13 protein-coding genes are annotated in these 15,630 nt (G+C 43.7%); 8 read left to right on the top strand and 5 right to left on the bottom strand.

Going from position 1 to position 15,630, the window contains the following annotated elements; translation table 11 throughout:
- The first annotated feature begins 366 nt into the window (after positions 1-366).
- The 3 genes from R7O13_RS19130 to R7O13_RS19120 all read left to right on the top strand — a co-directional run bounded on the left by R7O13_RS19130 (position 367) and on the right by R7O13_RS19120 (position 2,763).
- On the top strand, positions 367-1,221 hold the full coding sequence (locus tag R7O13_RS19130) for a co-chaperone YbbN (protein ID WP_318304484.1): 855 nt from the start codon (positions 367-369) through the stop codon (positions 1,219-1,221).
- Between the two features lie 159 nt (positions 1,222-1,380).
- Positions 1,381-2,298: an SPFH domain-containing protein gene (locus R7O13_RS19125; RefSeq protein ID WP_047102903.1), complete on the top strand. Its 918-nt coding sequence runs from the start codon at positions 1,381-1,383 to the stop codon at positions 2,296-2,298.
- A gap of 3 nt (positions 2,299-2,301) precedes the next feature.
- Positions 2,302-2,763, top strand: a complete 462-nt coding sequence (locus tag R7O13_RS19120; protein WP_047102904.1) for an NfeD family protein — start codon at positions 2,302-2,304, stop codon at positions 2,761-2,763.
- Positions 2,764-3,603: 840 nt separating this feature from the next.
- On the opposite strand, the gene R7O13_RS19115 is transcribed toward R7O13_RS19120, so the two are convergent.
- The 3 genes from R7O13_RS19115 to zipA form a co-directional block, all read right to left on the bottom strand.
- Positions 3,604-5,013 carry a hypothetical protein gene (locus tag R7O13_RS19115; RefSeq protein ID WP_005382055.1) on the bottom strand — a complete coding sequence of 470 codons (1,410 nt, stop codon included), beginning with the start codon at positions 5,011-5,013 and terminating at the stop codon, positions 3,604-3,606.
- 510 nt (positions 5,014-5,523) lie between these two features.
- Entirely contained in the window at positions 5,524-7,536 is a 2,013-nt protein-coding gene (gene ligA / locus R7O13_RS19110; RefSeq protein ID WP_017634827.1) for an NAD-dependent DNA ligase LigA, read from the bottom strand.
- A gap of 90 nt (positions 7,537-7,626) precedes the next feature.
- The gene (zipA, locus tag R7O13_RS19105) at positions 7,627-8,583 is read right to left on the bottom strand and encodes a cell division protein ZipA (protein WP_042523140.1); all 957 of its coding nucleotides are present in this window, start codon (positions 8,581-8,583) and stop codon (positions 7,627-7,629) included.
- Between the two features lie 251 nt (positions 8,584-8,834).
- Here zipA and cysZ point away from each other — a divergent pair, with 251 nt between their 5' ends.
- From cysZ to crr, 5 genes are all read left to right on the top strand, one after another.
- Entirely contained in the window at positions 8,835-9,578 is a 744-nt protein-coding gene (gene cysZ / locus R7O13_RS19100) for a sulfate transporter CysZ (RefSeq protein WP_318304533.1), read from the top strand.
- 164 nt (positions 9,579-9,742) lie between these two features.
- Positions 9,743-10,711, top strand: coding sequence for a cysteine synthase A (gene cysK / locus R7O13_RS19095; protein WP_047009545.1), 969 nt, complete (start codon positions 9,743-9,745; stop codon positions 10,709-10,711).
- A 300-nt stretch (positions 10,712-11,011) separates the two neighbouring features.
- Positions 11,012-11,269, top strand: coding sequence for an HPr family phosphocarrier protein (locus R7O13_RS19090; RefSeq protein WP_005382043.1), 258 nt, complete (start codon positions 11,012-11,014; stop codon positions 11,267-11,269).
- Positions 11,270-11,409: 140 nt separating this feature from the next.
- The gene (gene ptsI, locus R7O13_RS19085; protein ID WP_005389298.1) at positions 11,410-13,134 is read left to right on the top strand and encodes a phosphoenolpyruvate-protein phosphotransferase PtsI; all 1,725 of its coding nucleotides are present in this window, start codon (positions 11,410-11,412) and stop codon (positions 13,132-13,134) included.
- A 121-nt stretch (positions 13,135-13,255) separates the two neighbouring features.
- Positions 13,256-13,765, top strand: coding sequence for a PTS glucose transporter subunit IIA (gene crr, locus R7O13_RS19080; protein ID WP_005382041.1), 510 nt, complete (start codon positions 13,256-13,258; stop codon positions 13,763-13,765).
- Positions 13,766-13,861: 96 nt separating this feature from the next.
- Here the strand turns inward: crr and R7O13_RS19075 are convergent, their stop codons facing one another.
- Together R7O13_RS19075 and R7O13_RS19070 are read right to left on the bottom strand one after the other, a co-directional pair.
- Positions 13,862-14,986: a flagellin gene (locus tag R7O13_RS19075; protein ID WP_171344854.1), complete on the bottom strand. Its 1,125-nt coding sequence runs from the start codon at positions 14,984-14,986 to the stop codon at positions 13,862-13,864.
- Positions 14,987-15,102: 116 nt separating this feature from the next.
- Positions 15,103-15,630 (bottom strand): flagellin (locus tag R7O13_RS19070; RefSeq protein ID WP_206946719.1); only part of this gene is annotated, 528 nt, incomplete at its 5' end.

Genomic DNA, 15,630 nt, shown 5'->3' with positions numbered 1-15,630 from the left:
ATTCTTTCGCCCAAAGTGATTGAGTTGCTTAGATTTGGTATCGCCACCCATTACGTTTTGTAGCAATGTTTATACTACTGCGAGGCAACAATGACATTAAATCAGCTTAACTGGCTTAGTGTGGGTGTAGTGTTGACCATGTTCATCCTATTTTGATACCGCACTAACTAACAAATAGCATTAGAATTGCGCTGCTTCGGCAGCGTTTTCTTTTTATCTAACACCTGAGCAGCAATAACCTCACTCTATTACCTCACGTTTTCTCAAAATAGAATGATTCATTATTGATGGTGAATGTCGCTTGAATTTCACCTAAATCAACTCCATATCTAATATCAACGACAGACACAAGGCAAGGATACTCTGATGCAATCCCCATTTATCGTTGAGATAACAGAACAGAACTTTCGCGAAACGCTTGAAGGATCAATGAACACGCCCGTTTTGATCCACTTTTGGGCCAACGCTCAGCCAGAAAGCGCACAGATACTCCCTGAGTTGCAATCTCTTGCTCAACAGTACAACGGTGCATTTACGCTTGCTCTACTAAATTGTGAAGATCAGCCCGCTTTAGCGTCTCAATTTGGCGTGCAAGTATTGCCAACTATCGCGCTGTTTATAAATGGTCAAGCCGTCGATGGTCTGGGAGGGCCCCAGCCAATTGATGCCATTGCTACCATGCTACAAAAGCATTTGCCAAGCCCAGATGAACAACTATTAAAGCAAATCAGTGAACTTCTTCAGCAAGGCGAGCATGCTCAGGCTTTGAGCATCATCCACACTTTGCCGCCAGAGCTGCAAGAGCGTGGTGATGTGAAACTCGCGATGGCTGATTGTTTGCTAGAAACCAAACAATTTGATATTGCCCAAGAACTACTGAACGCTATCCCTCTCGAGTATCAAGATAACTACTACAAGAGCCTAATAGCCAAGCTCGAGCTGCATTTGCAGGCTGCAGATAGCCCTGAGTTACAGCGACTAGAACAAGCATACGCAGCAGACATGGCAAACTTCGAACTCGCTTGTGAATTGGCGGTACAATACAACCAAGTTGGTCGGGATGAAGAAGCGTTGGAACTGCTGTGGAATATTCTTAAAAAAGACTTGGGCGCCCAAGACGGTGACGTGAAGAAGACTTTTATGGATATTCTCAGTGCGCTAGGTCAAGGTAACGCATTAGCAAGCAGATATCGTCGCCAGCTTTACTCAATTTTGTACTAAGCGCCGCATTCTTCTAGGAATAAGACAACAAAGGCCGGGATTTCCGGCCTTTGTCATATAAAAAACCAATAACCTCTCAAAGGTCTCGGAACTTCAATTGTCTATTGTCTATAAATAGGTAAAAATGGATCGAATATTATGCACTTAAGGGAATAACTCATGCCAATTGATTCACTGATCACCATCGGTATTTTCGTCGTTCTTGCTGTCGTTATCTTATCTTCAGCCATTAAAACGGTTCCGCAAGGAAACAACTGGACAGTTGAACGCTTCGGACGCTACACCCACACATTAAAGCCGGGTTTAAACTTGATCATTCCATTCGTTGATAAAGTTGGTCAAAAAGTAAATATGATGGAGCGCGTTCTCGATATTCCTGCGCAAGAGGTCATTTCAAAAGATAACGCTAACGTGGTTATTGACGCTGTCGGATTTGTTCAAGTGATCGATGCTGCCAAAGCGGCTTATGAAGTCAACGATTTGGAACATGCCATCAGAAATTTAACTCTCACCAATATCCGTACCGTTTTAGGCTCAATGGAGTTGGACGAAATGCTGAGTCAGCGTGACATGATCAACTCCAAGCTGCTGGCAATTGTTGACCAAGCAACAAACCCTTGGGGCGTAAAAGTCACACGAATTGAGATTAAAGATGTCCAGCCACCAGCCGATCTGACCGCTGCAATGAATGCGCAAATGAAAGCCGAGCGTAATAAGCGTGCGGAAATTCTTGAAGCAGAAGGGGTTCGCCAAGCTGAGATATTAAAGGCCGAAGGTCATAAACAATCAGAGATATTAAAAGCTGAAGGCGAAAAGCAGTCTGCTATTCTCCATGCAGAAGCACGTGAGCGTGCCGCGCAAGCAGAAGCAAAAGCGACTTACATGGTTTCCGAAGCCATTGCAAAAGGTGACATGCAAGCCGTCAATTACTTCATTGCACAGGGTTATACCGAAGCGATCAAGAGCATTGGTCAAGCCGAAAATGGTAAAATCATTATGCTTCCATTAGAAGCAACCGGACTAATGGGCTCGGTTGCAGGGATAGCAGAAATGTTTAAACAGCAAGGTAAAGAATAATTTATGGACTTTTTTAGTTTGCTGGAAGGTATCTCTTTCTGGCATTGGCTAGCGTTTGGCTTTGCTCTTTTAGCAGTTGAGCTACTTGGTACCGCAGGGTATTTTCTCTGGCTCGGGGTGTCTGCACTTATCGTTGGAGCAATCATGACCGTTTTGCCAATGAGCTGGCAATTACAATGGCTTTGCTTTGCAAGCTTCAGCTTAATCACCACCTGGCTTTGGTGGCGACGACAATGGTCTAAAGACAAGCAAGAAGACCAAGAAAGAGATCTGAACCAAAAGTACAAGCAGTTAATTGGGCGTACTCTTATCCTTGAAGAAGACTTTTCCGTCGGGCTCAATCGCATCAAGGTAGCCGATACCACATGGTCCGCACAATCGGATCAAGCACTTCCAGCCGGTACCCGCGTAAGAATCACCGATGTTGAAGGTATTATTTTAATCATTGAGCCTGATTCTAATTAATTTATGCCAAAGTAATGGGGCAAATCATGCTCCATTACTTTAATCTAAACAACTGCTTTCATTTCATTACCTTAATTAAAATCGAGAAAAAAATAAGTATTAGTAATATTATTAATACCCTACCTACCATTTCCTATTATTTAATTATTCAACACACGACAATCAATAAGATAGAAATATATCTAGGTAAATTATCGATCTAATTTTATTTTAAAAAATAAAACTTTATTGAATTATTTTTTGATCTTTTTATCCTCGGATACATACTTAACGCATAAGCATTTAAGTTGAGTGCTTTTTATTTGGTAAGTAAGAGGATGTACTATGAATAAGCTTCTCTTTTTAATGTTGTGCGGTATTTTTTCTTTTTCTTCCTTTGCCTACAACAACGGAAACGGCGGTACAACTAATTTGGGACCTATAGTCGAATGTAAGATGCCAAGTGGCGACGTTACGAATATTCCAAGTGAAATGTGTCGATTTAGAGGTGGGGAATGGGAATAGTAAAGAAGTAAGAGCTTAGTTTGATATAAGAGCCCTATTCAACCTTGCCTTTCTGCGTAGTCACGGTTTATACAAGCACGTAGATATTTAAAGTTTATATTAAGGTGATTATTATGAGATTTTTATCTGGTCTATTAGTAATATCTTTTGCCATAATTCCGTTAACCACTAATGCTAATGGTGCATCCGGTGGTCGTACGTTAGGCCCAGAGATAAAGTGTGAGTTGCCAAACGGTAATGTACATATGTTGCCACCGTTATATTGCAAAATATATGACGGCCGAGAAGTGAAATAGAAAAGGAGCCTAGCGGCTCCTTTTATTATCCCATTAAGTATTAGTGGAAGCTGTAAGGGATAAGAACTTGTAGACGTAAGTCTGTTTCATCCGCATCGCCAGCACCTGCGTACTCATCACGTTCTAGGATTGTACCGTGTAAACGAATGGTAGAACCTTTAAGCGCGCCACTTTGTAGTGAGTAAGATACTGTTGCGTTAACTGCGTATTCGCTTTCGTAATCCCAGTCACCTGATGCTCCGCTTGCTGCAGAGTCAGCGCCAGTACCGTAACCAAAGCCTAGGTAGTAGTTCCAGCCGTTACCTTGGTTGTAAGATAGACGGTTGTACCATGCTAGCTCACCCGCTTTGTTCCAGTCAGATAGCGCGTCCCACCACTGAGACCAAGTACCATTGTTCATACCATATGTATGAATAGTACGAGGAACGAAGTCCGCACGGTTATCTGTGTCTGTGTAGCGCAACTCAGACATCCAAGCTAGCTTGCCGAAAGATTGATTCAAAGATAGACCAGTGTGGAAACCTAGACCATCGTATTTCACATCATCGTCAACACCGTAGAAATCAAATGCTAGAGTTGTACGGTCACTAACAGTGTACTTCAAGTAAGCCTTGTAAGAAGTGTTGTCAGTTTCGTTGTGGTAGCTAGTTACTTGACCTGCACCCCAGTCAACACCATTTGCATATTGAACGCCAGTAGCTTGACCCAAACCAAGTTGCATAAACAAGCTGTCAGTTAGGTTACCGTTTAGGCCTAGAGAGTGTAGGTAGCTCCATGAGGTGTCAGACCAAAGCGCTGGTGCGTAATCATCTTCGTGAAGCAGCCAAGGTGCTGTAAATTGGTCTGCGCCAAAGTAGCTTAGGTTGAAATCACCAAGTTTAGCGTTCAGTTCGAAACCACGGTAAGTACCAGGTACAAAGCTCCAAACGTTACCGATTGTACCGTTACCACCAGCCTGTAACATACCAAAACGAGCATTAAAGTTTTCGTTTGCTTTGAATTTCAGCGCTGCTTTGTAAACTTTAAGCTGCTGACCATCACCTGCACCCCAGTCTAGGTTGTTACAAGTTGAGATTTCGTTACATAGGTAGCCTTCGTTTGAATTGTAAAGACTATCGTTGTAAAGATCGCCAGAGTAGTAAGCCGCAACATCTGCGCCCACCCAACCATCGTGGTAGCCAGAAGTGAAGTCTAAAATTGCGTTGTAAGAAGAGTAGTTTAGACGACTCCAACGGTCACCATTTTCACCGCCGGGCTTACCTGTTGTACGAGTTCGTGAACGAGTATCAACTATGAATAATGCATTCAGACTTGAGTCTTGCATAAATTCGTTCACTTTCTCTACGTACTCGCCACCTGCTGCACTTTCAGTAGACGCTGTAGCTGGAGCGACAGCAACAACACCAAACATTGCTGCGGTTAACGCTGAAACCTTAAAAAATTTGTCCATGGAAAAACTCCTAAAAATGGATATAGCTGTATTTTTCTATCTCACCTTTAGTTGGCCGCCGAAGGAGAGAAGTAAATTCCTGATCAAACCTCATTATTTCTAATTTGGCTTTTTTTAGTTCCTGCATACACACCGTGTATCCACGTGATTAAGACTAACTTCGCAGCTAAAAACATCCAAATGGAACTTATTTTTTTTCTAAAAAAATATGAGCCACTCCAAAGTTCCATATAACTTATTGATCCAGATCTTATTTTTAACAACACCAACACAAAGCAATAAAATATCATTTAAAATCAAACATTTAAATTTAACTTGAAAGTATCAACTTGAAGTCACTCGCAGACTAAAAAAGCCAAAAAAACCAATAACCCAAGGTTCGATCTTGATCACTGAAAAGAACAAAGGCATCAATTACTCAATAAAAAAACACTTAATTATGAACAAGAAAAAGCCCCGCATGCTTACCATACGGGGCTTTTAGTTATTTTTTAGCTTTTTTGAGAAGACTTAATTCATCAGTTCGAGTAAGTCTTGTTCTGTTTTAATTTCGATACCCAGTTCTTGTGCCTTTGCGAGCTTCGAACCTGCATTTTCACCAGCAAACAAAATATCGGTTTTCTTAGAAACACTACCCGTCACTTTAGCCCCCAGTGCTTGGAGGGCTTCTTTGGCTTCTGTACGCCCCAGTTGAGAAAGTGTTCCCGTTAATACTACTGTTTTACCTTCTAATGGTAATTCCCCCACCTGCTCAGTAGTATTAATCTCTGGCCAATGAATTCCTTGTTCAAGCAAATCTTTAACCACCGCTTGGTTCTGTTCTTCACTAAAGAAAGTCGTGATATGTTGAGCAACCACAGCACCGATGTCTTGCACTTCAATCAACTGCTCTTCGGTAGCATTTTGGATCGCTCCCAACGTTTTAAAGTGCATTGCTAAGTTTGCTGCGGTTGCCTCGCCAACTTCACGGATCCCCAGTGAATACAAAAACCGAGGTAAAGTTGTTTCTTTGGATTTTTCTAACGCATTCACAATATTCTGCGCAGACTTTGGCCCCATGCGATCTAGTACGGTTAAAATCCCCGCTGATAACTTAAATAAGTCAGCAGGAGTTTTCACCATCTCACGATCAACAAGCTGCTCGATCACTTTATCGCCTAAACCGTCAACGTCTAACGCTTTACGAGAAACAAAGTGTTTTAGCGCTTGTTTGCGTTGGGCTTGGCAAACTAAGCCCCCCATACAACGTGTTACCGCTTCTCCTTCGATCCGCTCAACATGCGAACCACAAACAGGACACTGAGTTGGGAAAACAATATCTCGAGCTGTTTCTGGTCGACGCTCTTTGATGACAGATACGACTTGCGGAATAACATCGCCAGCACGGCGGATCACAACGTGATCACCAATCTTGACTTGCAGACGTTCTATCTCATCTGCGTTATGAAGCGTCGCATTACTTACCGTTACCCCGCCAACAAATACAGGCTCTAGCTTAGCAACAGGTGTAATCGCACCAGTGCGACCGACTTGGAACTCCACTTCATTCAGTGTCGTCATTTCTTCCTGAGCTGGAAATTTGTAGGCAATCGCCCAACGTGGAGCGCGAGCAACAAAACCCAGACGCTCTTGCACGGCAATATCGTCAATTTTAATAACGACACCATCGATCTCATAAGGGAGGGCATCACGACGCTGCAATATATCTTGGTAGTAAGCTTTTACATCCGCCAAGCTTTCAACTCGCTTAGTTTCCGGACACATTGGCAGTCCCCAAGATTTGATTTGCAAAAAGCGTTCGTAATGACTTGCTGCCAATTCTGCACCTTGCACCACGCCTACACTGTATGCATAGAAGCTAAGCGGACGAGAAGCCGTAATACGTGAATCCAATTGTCGTAAGCTACCTGCCGCAGCGTTACGTGGATTAACAAAGATTTTCTCGCCTTTCTTCCTTGCTAATTCATTGAGCTTTTCAAACCCAACTTTCGGCATAAAGACTTCACCACGAACTTCAAGACGATTTGGCCAGTCATTACCTCTGAGTTTTAAAGGAATGGCTTTAATCGTACGCACATTCTCTGTGATGTTTTCACCCGTAGTACCATCGCCTCGAGTGGCCGCCTGAACTAATACGCCATTCTCATATAACAAACTTACGGCGAGTCCATCCAATTTAGGCTCACAACAGTATTCTTTCACACTCTGGCTGCCCACGCGCTCTTGTGCGCGCTTGTGGAAACTATCAAGTTCACTATCATCAAACGCGTTATCAAGCGAAAGCATCGGTACTTCATGTGTCACTTGGCTAAACGCAGAGAGAGGTTGTCCACCGACACGTTGGCTTGGCGAGTCTACGGTTATTAAGTCAGGGTTCTCAGCTTCAATATCCAGTAACTCTCGCATTAAACGGTCGTACTCGGCATCAGGGATCTCTGGGTTATCTTCCACGTAGTAACGCACAGCGTGGTAATGCAACGACTCTTTTAGTTCTTCTAGTCGCTGAAGTACTGATTCAGACATAGTAAAGCCCCGTGTATTTTCAATCGGTGAGGTTGGGAAATCCAAGAAAAAGGGCTCCATCCGGAGCCCTATTATTATTTGCTGTTAAGATTATGCGTTAGCGGCATTAAACTCAACTATTTGACGTCGATAAGATGCTAAACGATCTGGCGTCATTAAGTTGCGCTGGTCATCAAGTACGTTACCACCTAAGTCATCAGCAATTTGCTGCGCAGTTCGGAGCATTAAGTTGAAGTTCTGTTCAGCCTCGCCATAACAAGGCAATGTCATGAAGAATGAAATACCCTTCGTTGTAAACTCAGCAGGATCAGCATGCTCAAACGTACCAGGGTGCATCATATTAGCGACGCTAAACAGCACTTTGCCGTTACCGGACAAGTCAACATGACGATGGAAAATATCCATCTCGCCATAAATTAGACCGTTTTGTTGCATACTTTCAAATAAAGCAGTACCAACAAATGGCTCTTCACCAGCACAGTGCACATTCAATACAATCACTTGCATTTCAGGTTCTGGCTTTGGCTCTTCCTTAGGCTCTGCAACGACAGGCTCACTAACCGTTTCGACTTGCTGTTCTTTCTCCGTAATATCAAACGCGGCGGGAATAACGTCTTCTTCCACAGCAGGCTGGAATGGCTCTTCAGCTACTGTTGCTTGAACAACAGGCTCAACGTCCTCTTCTTTATCTTTTTCTGCAACAAATGAAGGGATGTCATCCGGCTCCTGCTGCGTCTGTTTGACTTCAGATGGACCACCGAATAACGGGTCAGATTCAAACTTGTTGTCGAAAGAGCTCGCCATCCCAAAATCTGGTTCTTTGCGATCTTTGCGAATGATCTCAAAGTCATCTTCAGGAGCGGGAGCGAAGTCTCGTTCTTTCTCAACAAGATCATTTTTGTCTTCTTGGTCAACATCCAGCTTACCAAGTGGCTTGTTACCAAACTTTGCTTTGCCTTCTTTTTTACTGCTCCATAAACCATGAAACAGTAATGCCGCGATGGCTAATGCGCCAACAACAATGAGTACGAATCGCAATTCCTGCATTATTTACTCTCAATATACTTGTTTTTACTACTCGCAGTTCCTTGAGCAGCAACCCAAGTGCAATAAATCTGAATGATACGTTTACTTTACCAAAACTATATGTAGATTTAGAACAACTTAATGCAAGAAGTTCCGTTTTTTGTTGTGATTCTTGCCACGATTCCACTTAACAAGACGTCATTTGTCAGGGCATTGAAAGAAAAGTCCTCACAGGTACAATGAGTTTTCATTTACACGAAGCCAAAATAGACATGAAGCAAAACAATCAGCAGAGAACCGGGTTCGGTTATTTTCTATACGGGATACAATTGGCACTTGCCCCTAAAATCAGACGCTTTGTCATCTTACCTCTACTTGCAAATATCTTGCTTGTGGGTGGTGCCATCTTCTATCTATTTTCAAACCTTAATATATGGATCGAAGACTGGATTGGGCAGCTGCCTGAGTTTTTATCCTGGTTAACTTACATTCTTTGGCCTTTACTCGCTCTGACAATACTCGCTACCTTCTCCTATTTTTTCAGCACACTCGCGAACTTTATCGCCGCGCCATTCAATGGCCTCTTAGCTGAAAAAGTGGAAGAGTACTTAACGGGACAAAAAGTAAATGATGATGGTTTCACTGCCGTCCTGAAAGATGTTCCTCGCGTTTTAGCTCGTGAGTGGAGAAAGCTCCTTTACATCTTACCTAAAGCAATAGGCCTATTCCTGTTATTGCTCATCCCTGCCCTTGGACAAACAGTAGGCCCATTTTTATGGTTTATCTTTACCGCCTGGATGCTCGCGATTCAATATTGTGACTACCCGTTTGATAACCATAAAATCCCATTTAACGACATGCGTTACAAATTGAAACAAAAGCAAGGTAAGGCCTATGGCTTTGGGGTATTGGTGTCTGTGTTTACGACGCTCCCAATTTTGAACCTCATTGTCATGCCTGTAGCAATATGTGGTGCAACCGCTATGTGGGTCGCGGAGTTTAAGCACCAACGATAGTCGACTAGAGATTAAGGAAAGGGATCAGCGCCAGCTTTTCCCTTTTCTTTTATCAAGTTCTGGGCCAACCTAATAAGATATAACTTTTTAATCCTTTTCCCTTTTTTTCATACCGAATATTCTTCTATCCATATTCACACAACGTGTAATGAAGGAACATCACTATGAGCAAAATCTACGAAGATAACTCTCTTACTATTGGTAATACACCTCTCGTTCGTCTAAACAAAGTAAGCAACGGCAAAGTTCTTGCGAAAATTGAAGCGCGTAACCCTAGCTTCAGTGTTAAGTGCCGTATCGGTGCAAACATGATTTGGGAAGCAGAGAAAGCGGGGCTTCTTAAGCCAGGTGTAGAGCTTGTAGAACCTACCAGTGGTAACACAGGTGTTGCTCTAGCATTCGTAGCGGCCGCTCGCGGTTACAAGCTAACATTGACCATGCCTGAATCAATGAGCCTAGAACGCCGTAAGCTACTTAAAGCACTGGGCGCCAACCTTGAGCTGACTGAAGCGGCGAAAGGCATGAAAGGGGCGATTGCTAAAGCAGAAGAAATCGTAGCAAGCAACCCTGAGAAATACCTACTTCTTCAACAATTTGACAACCCTGCGAACCCAGAGATCCACGAAAAGACTACGGGCCCTGAGATTTGGGAAGCGACAGACGGTGAAATCGACGTATTCGTTGCTGGTGTCGGTACGGGCGGTACTATCACAGGTACAAGCCGTTACATCAAAGGTGAAAAAGGCAAAGCCATCACTTCTGTCGCAGTTGAGCCAGCAGAGTCTCCAGTTATTGCACAAGCACTTGCTGGCGAAGAAATCCAACCTGCTCCGCACAAAATCCAAGGTATCGGTGCTGGTTTTATCCCTGGTAACCTCGATTTAGACATTATTGACCGTGTTGAGCAAGTTACCTCAGAAGAAGCGATTGAGATGGCTCGTCGCCTAATGGAAGAGGAAGGTATCCTAGCTGGTATCTCATCAGGCGCAGCGGTTGTTGCAGCGAACCGACTTGCGGAACTACCTGAATTTGAAGGAAAAACAATTGTAACTGTCTTGCCAAGTTCCGGTGAGCGTTACCTAAGTACAGCACTCTTTGCAGGTATCTTTACCGAAAAAGAGAACCAACAATAATATGTGTTCAAATCAATTTTTAGTTTAAAAAAGCCCCGTTTAGGGGCTTTTTTGTTGATCCCTGCCCTACCTTTGGTAATATCAGGGTGTTTTATTTCTAGCTTCAAAATAAAGAAGCAGAACACAAAAAGGTTTCAAAGTGATTACGCACGCAAACAGTTGCGTAGTTACCAAACTTTTGACTAGTATCAGAACTGACGCGCTTTGAACTCTTCCCGTGCTAGCGCACAAGATGTAAAGCAGTTAAGCTAAAATCTGGTCACAAACTAACAAAAAAATACATTTATTGGGGTATATCACATGTACGAGAAGCAAGTAGAAATCACAGCAGAAAACGGCCTTCACACTCGTCCAGCTGCACAGTTTGTTAAAGAAGCGAAAGCATTCGACGCAGACATCACTGTGACTTCTAACGGTAAAAGCGCTAGCGCTAAGAGCCTGTTCAAACTACAAACACTAGGCCTAGTAAAAGGTACTCAAGTTACTATTTCTGCTGAAGGCCCACAAGCTCAGCAAGCAGTTGACCACCTAGTTGCTCTAATGGACCAACTACACTAATCCGGTCTCCTACTCCAGAAGCCATTTTGTGAAAGCAAAATGGCTTCGTTGGAAATAGGCTCAAAACTAAGCTAAAACTATTCGTTAGCGCACCCATTATTCTCCCGTTTTATAAAGTTGACCAAACTTAAGGTAAGGCTATGATTTCAGGCATCCTAGCATCTCCTGGTATTGCAATCGGTAAAGCACTACTACTTCAAGAAGATGAAATTGTCCTAAACACAAACACTATTTCTGACGATCAAGTAGAAGCTGAAGTTCAGCGTTTCTTTGACGCTCGTAACAAATCTGCAGCTCAGCTAGAAACTATCAAGCAAAAAGCGCTTGAAACGTTTGGCGAAGAAAAAGAAGCGATCTTTGAAGGTCACATCATGCTTCTTGAAGACGAAGAGCTAGAAGAGGAAATCCTAGCACTTATCAAAAACGACAAGATGACTGCTGATCACGCTATCCACTCAGTGATCGAAGAGCAAGCATGTGCTCTTGAGTCTCTAGACGACGAATACTTAAAAGAGCGTGCAACTGACATCCGCGATATCGGTTCTCGTTTTGTTAAGAACGCACTAGGCATCAACATTGTTTCGCTTAGCGATATCAACGAAGAAGTAATTCTTGTTGCTTACGACCTAACGCCATCTGAAACTGCACAAATTAACCTAGACTACGTGCTTGGTTTTGCTTGTGACATTGGTGGTCGTACATCTCACACTTCAATCATGGCTCGCTCACTTGAGCTTCCAGCTATCGTTGGTACTAACGACATCACGAAGAAAGTTAAGAATGGCGACATGCTGATTCTTGACGCAATGAACAACAAGATTGTTGTTAACCCATCAGAAGCTGAGCTAGAAGAAGCGAAAGCGGTTAAAGCAGCATTCCTAGCTGAAAAAGAAGAGCTAGCGAAACTGAAAGACCTACACGCAGAAACGACTGACGGTCATCGTGTAGAAGTTTGCGGTAACATCGGTACAGTGAAAGACTGTGACGGTATCCTTCGTAACGGCGGTGAAGGTGTTGGTCTGTACCGTACTGAATTCCTATTTATGGACCGTACTGCGCTACCAACTGAAGAAGAACAGTACCAAGCGTACAAAGAAGTTGCGGAAGCAATGAACGGTCAAGCTGTGATCATCCGTACTATGGATATCGGCGGCGATAAAGATCTCCCATACATGGATCTTCCAAAAGAGATGAACCCATTCCTAGGCTGGCGCGCTGTACGTATCAGTCTAGATCGTCGTGAAATCCTTCGTGATCAGCTACGTGGCATTCTACGTGCTTCTGCACACGGCAAACTGCGTATCATGTTCCCAATGATCATCTCTGTCGAAGAAATCCGTGAGCTTAAGAAAGCGATCGAAGAGTACAAAGAAGAGCTACGCGCTGAAGGCCACGCGTTCGACGAAAACATCGAAATCGGTGTTATGGTTGAAACTCCTGCTGCTGCTGCGATCGCACACCACTTAGCGAAGGAAGTGTCTTTCTTCTCTATCGGTACAAACGACCTAACTCAGTACACGCTAGCGGTTGACCGTGGTAACGAGATGATTTCTCACCTATACAACCCACTATCACCAGCTGTACTTACTGTGATCAAGCAAGTTATCGACGCTTCTCACGCAGAAGGTAAATGGACTGGTATGTGTGGTGAACTTGCAGGTGACGAGCGTGCAACACTTCTACTTCTAGGTATGGGTCTGGACGAGTTCTCAATGAGCGGCATTTCAATCCCTAAAGTGAAGAAAGTAGTTCGTAACTCTAACTTCGCAGAAGTGAAAGCAATGGCTGAAGAAGCCCTTTCTCTACCGACAGCAGAAGAAATCGAAGCCGTGGTAGAAAAGTTTATTGCTGAGAAAGCTCAGTAATCGGTAGTACCAAGTAATTCAATACTTAATGGCCATTAGACGGCGAAAAAAGTCGTCTAATGAGCTATATTGGTATACTATAATTCGACAGAATAAAACCAAACCTTAGGAGCATGACACAATGGGTCTGTTTGACAAACTTAAGAAGCTTGTATCTGATGACAGCGCTGACGCTGGTGCTATCGAAATCATCGCGCCACTTTCTGGTGAGATTGTAAACATCGAAGACGTGCCAGATGTTGTTTTCGCTGAGAAAATCGTTGGTGACGGTATTGCTATCAAGCCAGCAGGCAACAAAATGGTAGCTCCTGTAAACGGTACTATCGGTAAGATCTTCGAAACTAACCACGCGTTCTCTATCGAGTCTGACGACGGTGTTGAGCTTTTCGTTCACTTCGGTATCGACACAGTTGAACTAAAAGGCGAAGGCTTCACGCGTATCGCTGAAGAAGGTCAAACTGTTAAAGCTGGCGACACTGTAATTGAATTCGATCTAGCTCTTCTAGAAGAGAAAGCGAAGTCAACGCTAACTCCAGTTGTTATCTCTAACATGGACGAAATCAAAGAGCTAAACAAGCTTTCTGGTTCTGTAACTGTTGGTGAAACTCCAGTTCTACGTGTAACTAAGTAATTTTTACTTAATCGAACACGAAAAAACGCTGCCATTGGCAGCGTTTTTTATTACCTGAAATTTTGTTTCTGATCGACTTACATCAATGAAATCCGCTCAGCTAAGTAATCCAAGTGCCGAACTCGGCCTTTGCTTTGCCTGAGCCAATAATGCTGTTGTCGCATCTTGGAGCACTTGAGAACGCACCATTTCCGTAGATTCTCTTGCGAAGTCTGTATCTCTTATTCGACTCTTGGACTCTGTAACACTCCGATTCACAGTATTTAAGTTATCCATCGAGCCGTTTACACGGTTCTGAAAGCTGCCAATTTCACTTCGGTGCGAATCAACGTACTTAATTGCTGCATCAATCACCCCAATTGAAAGCTGCGCCTTACCTGCCGTCGACATATCGATGTCATCCATTGTGACTAATTGACCAGCGCTCACATCAAGCTCATCCGCTAAACTCCCTTCGAGAACCACACCCTCTGGCGCCTTCATCGTAGAAGCGAAGAATTGCAGTTCGTTGTTTTCCGTTACTGAAGCATTCACTATCGATTGTTGAGCATTGATGTAAGTGGCGACCTGTTCTATACGGTCACCCAATTTGAGTCCAATGGATTCCGTTTGGGTTTGCCCTTTACTGTCTTGGTATTCGACTTTTAGGGTTTGGTTATCTTTAGTGACTCGCCAATCTTTATCGACCGCATCACCAACATAATGCTGCCCTCCCATCTCTGGGATATGGCTACGCATGTTACGTAACGTCAAAGAGATTGAATTAGCGTTCGCGCCAATATGGAAACTTTGTGAACCGTAAGATCCATCAAACAGGTTTTTATCCGCAAATGTTGTCGTGATCGCGACACGATCAAGCTCATCTTGCAGCGCTACGACCTCATATTGAATACTTTGCCGATCACTTGAGTCATAACTGCCGTTTGCTGCTTGAAGCCCCAGAGAGCGTAAGCGTTGCAATATGTCACTGCTTTCGTGCAATGCTCCCTCCGCTGTTTGAGCAACAGAAAAAGCGTCGTGCGCATTTCTTAAGGCGACATCAAGCCCTCTCGTTTGTACATGGAGAGTATTCGATATCTGTAAACCTGCCGCATCATCGCTCGCCGAGTTGATTCGAAACCCCGAAGTTAGGTTGCGTTGTGACTCAACATTTTGCGCAGCTGCTTGACTCAGGTGTCTCTGCGCCACCATCGCAGAAACATTGGAATTTAAAGAGATCATCTAATCGATATGAATGCCTTATCGAACATACTGTCAGGACACATCTGAATCGTTATAGCCAATAAGCAAAAAGCCAGGGATGAGCCTGGCTTTGGTTTCTTGCTTTGTTAAATTGATTAACCTAGCAGACTTAGCGCTGAGTTAGGCGCTTGTTTCGCTTGCGCAAGGATTGAGCTTGACGCTTGCGATAGAATTTGTGATTTGGTCATTGCCGTCGTTTCTTTCGCGAAATCTGTATCTTTGATACGGCTCTTCGACGCATTCACGTTCTCGTTAATGTTGTCCAAGTTGCTGATTGCGTGGTTGAAACGGTTCTGGAAAGCACCTAGCTCTGCGCGGTGGCTGTCTACATATTTCAGTGCCGCATCGATGATGGCAACAGATTCTTGTGCGCCACCAACTGAGGTTACGTCGATAGTATCTACCGTTACCTTTTTGCCTTCGCCCAAACCTAGTTCACCAGATAGACCACCTGAAAACTCGACCTCGCCCTCAACTTTGTTGTTGCCAGCGAAGATTTGCAGTTTACCATCTTGGTCTACTGATGCTTTCACTAGGTCAGTTTGGCCGTTAATGTAAGTCGCAAGCTCTTCGATATCGTCACCCGCTTTTGCGCTGATGTTGATTTCTTGCTCTTGGCCGTA

The sequence above is a fragment of the Vibrio sp. Y176 genome, from assembly GCF_033438945.1.
Note: the sequence above shows the minus strand (reverse complement) of the source record. Positions and strands in the feature narration are given on the sequence as shown.